We start from the raw sequence: 6,033 nt of genomic DNA, 5'->3' as shown, positions 1-6,033 counted from the left end.
GGAAGCCTGATTGCCCAGCCCCCCGTCCGTTCTTCGGATGCAGGTGAGCGTATTCACGCGCTGGCCATCGACCTCACCTTGAAGGGCTGGTGCGCTACCGAGAATGAAATTAATCGCATCACGAAAGAGGCTGAGCGCAAGCTGCTCGATTTTGCGTGCGATGAGATCAAGCGACACATGGATCGCGCCGCACCAGTTACGCAGTCTGCTGCAACCAGCAAACAGGTGCCGGCCTTCGGCATGATGAAAGCAAACGGTGATCTGTTGCCGTGCGCTGTCGCCGAAGAAGACGCGATCTATCATGTGTGCGCGCCCATGTTCGATGTGTCGGCCGAGTACGTTCGGGCCAAGCTCGAAGCGGCCGGTTGGCACACGGTGCGCGTTCAAATCTCGATAGATCCGACCGATCCCCTTGCTCGCAATGACCGCGGGAGCCCGTCCAATGGCTAAGCCGATCGAAGCCTGCCACATCTCGGTTGGCCTCCGTATCCGCATGATCCGCGAGACGCTGGGCCTCACCCAGGACGATCTCGCGAAGCGCGTCGGCCTTAAGCGGGTGTCCGTCACGAACACCGAGATCGGCCGTCAGCGCCTCCAGCTTGACGGCATCGAGCGCTACGCGACCGCGCTCGGAACGACCCCGAAACATCTCCTGAAAGGAATTTGGTGGTGAGCGAAACCGATTGCCAATGCCCGACTTGTGGCCGCCTTCACCGGCACCTTGGATCCCCTCCGCCATCTGTCATGGAGCAGATCGCCCGCGACATGCGGAGTGGCGACTTCCCGAAAAAGTCTGAGCAGACGCTAGCCGAGGAAGGCGCCGCCCGCAAAGATCAGCTCCGAATTCAGGCGCTTGGCGCGGCTATTTCGAGACGCGACTGGCATGCTGCTGAGCAAGCCTACAACGCCATCCGCGACGAGTTCGACGGACGCAAGGCTCCCGCGCTCACGGGCAAGGATGGGAGCGCTGCGTCATGATGGAGGGCATCGAATTCGGCGCCGGCTGCCATATCTCGACTGCTGCCCAGGTGCTGGTTGACGCGGCCGAGCAGCACGGAACGGCTGTCGGTTCATTCAACGACATTGAACTGATCGCTGAGCGCGGCACCACGGCTGATGAGATCGTCCGGTATTTCGCCGCCGAACAAGAGAGGCGATCACACGCTTACCGCAACTCCGCCGCGGGCAAGGCCGCCGAGGCGGAACGAGAGCAGCGGCGCCGCGACAGTCAGGCGACACATGATCGGTTGATGGCCGAGCTGCCACGCCTCAATATGCGCGATGCTGACGCTGTTCTGGCTTGGCTGGGACATATGCAGGGGTCGTCTGATCTCCGCGGTGTCATCGTCCGACGTGAAACGATCCTCAGCGCATTCGCGGCCGCTGGCTATCTGCCCGGCGTCAACTGCGGGGCTGACTATCGCGCGGACGATCGCGACAACGCACTTCGGTACCTGGTCGGACAAGCTCTATCCGGCTTGCATGAAGGTCCGGCAATCCACCCGATATTTCACAAGTTCGCCGATGAATGGCGCGCTCGGTTCATGCCGGCTCCATCGGTGATTGGGGATCAGAGCCAATGACCGCAGCCCTCGAAGCCGAATGGCAGTTGAGAGAATCGGGCCTCATCTCAGAGCAGGAGTGGCTCGACCGCTGCTACGCGATCATCTTCACCGCGGCGATCAAGCGCCGAACAGGGAGCCGCCCATGAGCACCGAGGCCGATATCGTCGAGAGGCTGGTTCAAGATCACCAGCAGCTCAGCAAAATGTCAGAGGCCGCACGCTTCGCTGGTCGGGAAACAGGCGTTCGCGTCAGAGACACGTCTGCCCTTCTTCAGGACCTGGACGGTGCGGTTGCCGAGATCACCAAGCTCCGCGCCGAACGCGACGCCGCCGCGCAGGACGACATGGTGCTGGTGCCAAAGGTCGCATTGCTATGGCTGAACGGCGAAGCGCCTGACGCTGACGGCAAATGGTTCGGCGAGCACGAAGACGAGGCGATCCGGACGCCACGGAAGCGCACGCCTGCTTACTGGTGGCGCTCGAAATTTCGCAGCATGGTGCCGAACTGGCCCAAGGCTCCGGCGGTGATTGCGACGGAGGGCGATAGCCAATGACCAACCACGCCTCAATTCTAGGATCGATCGGATGGCTGTGCTGGATCGCCGGGACCATACTTTTTGGCGGGTCGATTGGCGGCACTGACCGGACGCTGGCTGCAGCGATTTTCTGTGTAGCCGCAATCGGCGCTTTCGCAGCTCGCGCGGCATTCACTTCAAAGGAAGATGAGCATGAGCCGCAACGCTGAGGAACATGGCAATAGTCCGGAAGAAATCCAGGCACGCTGGCACAAGGGTAACCAGCGCCTTTTGACCATGCATGAGATGAAGCTTCGAGCCGGCGCGGCGCCACACAGCCGTCCACACGCCGGCTTGCCACCAGCCGGGCGGGAGCTGGCCGAAGAAATCCCGCCGTCAATTGTGATCCTGCAGGACGCGCTGCGGCAGCTCATCGACTACGTGAAGGATGGGTGCCCCGACGACTGTCGGTATCTCTGTATATCGGAGGCCGAGGAGGCTCTCGCGCTCACCTCTCAACCGCGCGGGAGCCAGGAATGACGCACCTTGGCCTAGCCCTCGCCGCTTACCAGCAGAAACACGACATCGAGAACCGCGTGATGGCGGCCGAGATCGGCATCTCGCAATCGACCCTTTCCCGCATCAAGGCCGGCACGATGCCAGACGCGCTCGGCTTCGCAAAAATCGTCTCTTGGCTAGGTTGGAACAGCATCATGAAACGCTACCCGAACGTTGTACAGATGACGCCTCAATGGACTCGCGGGCTGTGGGAGAATGGCGCCCAGACAGAGCTCCCCGATGGCCGCTGGGTGCCGGCTCGACCTGTCGGCTACCCGTCGCTCCGGTCGCGCATCTATGCCGCTTGGATGGTGCTGACCGGTCGCGCCGATGCATTGGTATGGCCCGGCCAATGAATATCCGCGTCACGCCGGGCGATTGCAGGACGGACCTGCAACAACACGCCCCCTTTGACATGCTACTCGCCGATCCGCCTTACGGCGATACGTCGCTCGCTTGGGACAAGCACTGCCAAGGTTGGATAGAGGCGGCCGTCGGTCTGCTTAAGCCCACAGGATCAATCTGGGTTTTTGGGTCTATGCGGTTTTTCCAAGATATGGGCGCTACCTTCCGCTCCGAAGGTCTTCGCTATGCTCAGGACGTCGTGTGGGAAAAGCACAACGGCAGCGGCTTTCATGCTGACCGGTTTAAGCGGGTCCATGAACATGCAACGCAATACTACCTGAAAGATGCGCCTTGGTCGTCGGTTTACAACGAGGTGCAGACGACCGCCGACGCCACTGCACGGACAGTGCGGCGAAAGAAGCGGCCTGCCCATACCGGCCACATCGAGGCCGCCCATTACACCTCTCAAGATGGGGGTCCTCGCTTGATGCGATCCGTTATTTATATGCCATCAATGCATGGTCGAGCGATCCACCCTACTGAAAAGCCGGTAGACTTGATCGAGATCCTGATCCGGACGTCATGCCCACCTGAGGGCATTGTCGGCGACATGTTCGCAGGGTCAGGTGCCGCAGGTGAGGCCGCCATGCGCGCTGGTCGTCGTTACGCCGGCTGTGAGATCGATGTGGACATGGCGCAAAAGGCAAACGACCGACTGTCGTCAATTTTGCCTCTGACCACTCCCGCACTGGTTCCGCAGCACCGCCAGCCCGAACCTGTAAGCGATCCTTACAAGTTGAACACCACCCAGGAGAAGACGTGATGGCAAAGACAGCAAAGCTGAAGGCGACACCAATTGAAGCCACCGGCTGGGTATTGATTTGTAAGGACGAAGCTTCCCCGGACTGGCACATCGCGTGGATGGACGTGTTTTCGCGCAAAAAGACCGCCATTGCCTTTGCCAAGGACAACAGATGGTCGCAGCCGTATCGCGCGGTGCGCGGCCGGCTCGCGGTCGATCTTCAGTAAGGAGCGCGGCGCTGCGGCAATCCGAAAGATTTTGCAGCGTTTCTCAGCTTAACGAAAACCCAATTTTGAGGCCCAAATGACACGCATCAAGTCTGACATAGATATCGCCCGTGAAGCTGCCCGCGCCGATACCGGATTCTGCAATCCGATGAAGAACAAGTTTGCCAACGAGGCGCGGCGTGATGCCATCTTCGACTTGGAAGACCGTGGCTATACGCGCGCCGAAGCCGAGCGCCTGATCAAGGATCAGGAATAGTCACCCACTCCCCCACAAACACCGCGCAACCCGCACTAGGATGACGACATGAGAAACGATCCGTACCAGAAGCGCGCACGAGAACTCTGCGTTGCCGCCGGCATCGAGCCGGAGAGCCGTGTTGGCGAAGGCCGTGGCCAACCCGCTTGGTGCACGTTCCGAGACGCAGCGCGAGCCGAGCATGTGGCGGCCGAACAGGCGGCAGTCGCCGCGGAGCTGGCGGCCAACACGATCGCGCCACAAGCCGAGAAGTACCAGAACAGCCCGCTCAAGGTCTTCGGTGCGCACGACGACAACACTATCTCTCAGATGCGCAACTGCATGTCGGTAGGCAATGCCGTGGCTGGCGTGATCTGCGCGGACGGTCACCTCGGATACGCGCAGCCGGTTGGCGGCGTGATTGCCTATGAGAAGCAGGTGAGCATTTCCGGCGTCGGCTTCGACATCGGCTGCGGGAATATGGCCGTCCGCCTCGATACCCCCTTCTCGGCGATCCAGCACCGCGTAGGAGACATCATCAAGGACATACATCGGGTCATTTCGTTCGGCGTCGGCAGGACCAATGACGAGCGCGTTGAGCACGAATTGTTCGATGACGCCGATGCTTGGCGCGAATCCGACATGGGCGAATATCGCCAGAAGGCGGTCAGCCAGCTCGGAACGGTTGGCTCCGGCAACCACTATGTTGACCTGATGCGCGACGAAGCTGGCTTTGTCTGGATCGGAGTGCACTTTGGTAGCCGTGGACTCGGCCACACCAGCGCGACCCGCTACCTCAAGGCGGCAGGCGGTAAGGACGGCATGAACGTCCCGCCGGCCGTTGTGGACGAGGATAGCGAGATTGGCCGGCGCTACATCGCCGCCATGGAGCTGGCTGGCCGCTACAGCTATGCCGGCCGAGAATGGGTCATCGAGCGCGTCCGTAAGATCATCGGCGGAACTGTTACCGATATGGTCCACAACCATCACAATTACGCCTGGCGCGAGAACCACGGCGGCAAGGATCTGTGGGTGGTACGCAAGGGCGCGACGCCAGCATTCCCCGGTCAGCGGGGCTTTGTCGGCGGCTCTATGGGTGACGACGCGGTGATTTTGGAGGGGGTCGATAGCGAGGAAGCCCGTGCTTCCCTGTATTCGACGGTGCACGGCGCCGGGCGCCTATTCGGCCGCAAGGAGGCAAAGCGCCGGTTCAATCGTGCGGAGATGGACGGGTGGCTGCATAGCCGCGGCGTCACACTCATCGGCGCCGATCTGGACGAAAGCCCTATGGCCTATCGGCGGCTGCCAGAGGTGCTGGCGCATCACTCCAACTCGACGCGAGTCCTGCACACGCTGCGGCCGTTCGCTGTGGCAATGGCCGGCGAGAACGAGTTCGACCCGTTCAAGGACTGACGCGATCAGCCCCCATCAGGAGACGACACCCATGGGCACCGTAATCTTAGGCCCCGCCGCCGCAGCTCAAACCGTGTGCCACGATGAGCAGCTGCGGATATGGGCTCACGACCAGGTACTGGCGGCTCTCTCGATGGGAGGCTACCTTCGAGATGATCTGAGCTATGATGATCGGATCGACATGGAGACAATGGTCATGCGCGAGATCAGGGGCATCGTGGAATCGGCTTTTGACCATCCTGAAGCCCGCACAATCCGCCGCACCTGAACGCTTCTGGAGTGAGATTGATGACCGATGACGAGCTGAAAGCGGCCATTCACGCAGCGCGAGGAATCGCCGGAAAAGTCGGCCCGATGCACGCCCTATGGGACAC

At 61.1% G+C, this 6,033-nt stretch carries 13 protein-coding genes; all 13 read left to right on the top strand.

What is annotated here, in order from left to right; all coding sequences use genetic code 11:
* A partial coding sequence (locus ACIQ17_RS29765) for a hypothetical protein (protein WP_398473053.1) occupies positions 1-450 on the top strand: 450 nt, incomplete at its 5' end.
* Positions 443-673, top strand: coding sequence for a helix-turn-helix domain-containing protein (locus tag ACIQ17_RS29760; protein ID WP_398473052.1), 231 nt, complete (start codon positions 443-445; stop codon positions 671-673). The genes ACIQ17_RS29765 and ACIQ17_RS29760, both read left to right, overlap by 8 nt.
* A 71-nt stretch (positions 674-744) precedes the next feature.
* Complete coding sequence (locus tag ACIQ17_RS29755) at positions 745-978, top strand: hypothetical protein (RefSeq protein ID WP_398473051.1); 234 nt, start codon at positions 745-747, stop codon at positions 976-978.
* Positions 975-1,583 (top strand): hypothetical protein, encoded by a 609-nt coding sequence (locus ACIQ17_RS29750; protein WP_398473050.1) that lies wholly within the window; start codon positions 975-977, stop codon positions 1,581-1,583. The genes ACIQ17_RS29755 and ACIQ17_RS29750 overlap by 4 nt, the downstream gene beginning before the upstream one ends.
* Positions 1,580-1,711, top strand: a complete 132-nt coding sequence (locus tag ACIQ17_RS29745; RefSeq protein ID WP_398473048.1) for a hypothetical protein — start codon at positions 1,580-1,582, stop codon at positions 1,709-1,711. Before ACIQ17_RS29750 ends, ACIQ17_RS29745 begins: the two co-directional genes overlap by 4 nt.
* Complete coding sequence (locus ACIQ17_RS29740) at positions 1,708-2,118, top strand: hypothetical protein (protein ID WP_398473047.1); 411 nt, start codon at positions 1,708-1,710, stop codon at positions 2,116-2,118. Before ACIQ17_RS29745 ends, ACIQ17_RS29740 begins: the two co-directional genes overlap by 4 nt.
* Before the next feature lie 174 nt (positions 2,119-2,292).
* Positions 2,293-2,619: a hypothetical protein gene (locus ACIQ17_RS29735; protein ID WP_398473046.1), complete on the top strand. Its 327-nt coding sequence runs from the start codon at positions 2,293-2,295 to the stop codon at positions 2,617-2,619.
* Complete coding sequence (locus ACIQ17_RS29730) at positions 2,616-2,993, top strand: hypothetical protein (RefSeq protein ID WP_398473045.1); 378 nt, start codon at positions 2,616-2,618, stop codon at positions 2,991-2,993. The genes ACIQ17_RS29735 and ACIQ17_RS29730 overlap by 4 nt, the downstream gene beginning before the upstream one ends.
* On the top strand, positions 2,990-3,805 hold the full coding sequence (locus tag ACIQ17_RS29725) for a DNA-methyltransferase (RefSeq protein ID WP_398473044.1): 816 nt from the start codon (positions 2,990-2,992) through the stop codon (positions 3,803-3,805). The genes ACIQ17_RS29730 and ACIQ17_RS29725 overlap by 4 nt, the downstream gene beginning before the upstream one ends.
* A complete protein-coding gene (locus ACIQ17_RS29720; RefSeq protein WP_398473043.1) occupies positions 3,805-4,011 on the top strand; it encodes a hypothetical protein in 207 nt (68 codons plus the stop codon). The genes ACIQ17_RS29725 and ACIQ17_RS29720 overlap by 1 nt, the downstream gene beginning before the upstream one ends.
* A 76-nt stretch (positions 4,012-4,087) precedes the next feature.
* Positions 4,088-4,267, top strand: coding sequence for a hypothetical protein (locus ACIQ17_RS29715; protein ID WP_398473041.1), 180 nt, complete (start codon positions 4,088-4,090; stop codon positions 4,265-4,267).
* A 48-nt stretch (positions 4,268-4,315) separates the two neighbouring features.
* Positions 4,316-5,659: an RtcB family protein gene (locus tag ACIQ17_RS29710; RefSeq protein WP_398473039.1), complete on the top strand. Its 1,344-nt coding sequence runs from the start codon at positions 4,316-4,318 to the stop codon at positions 5,657-5,659.
* Between the two features lie 31 nt (positions 5,660-5,690).
* On the top strand, positions 5,691-5,927 hold the full coding sequence (locus tag ACIQ17_RS29705; protein WP_398473038.1) for a hypothetical protein: 237 nt from the start codon (positions 5,691-5,693) through the stop codon (positions 5,925-5,927).
* Positions 5,928-6,033: the final 106 nt, after the last annotated feature.

The organism is Tardiphaga sp. (genome assembly GCF_044340795.1).
Lineage (GTDB): Bacteria > Pseudomonadota > Alphaproteobacteria > Rhizobiales > Xanthobacteraceae > Tardiphaga.
The sequence above is the reverse complement of the archived record's forward strand: the minus strand, read 5'-3'. Positions and strand labels throughout refer to the sequence as shown.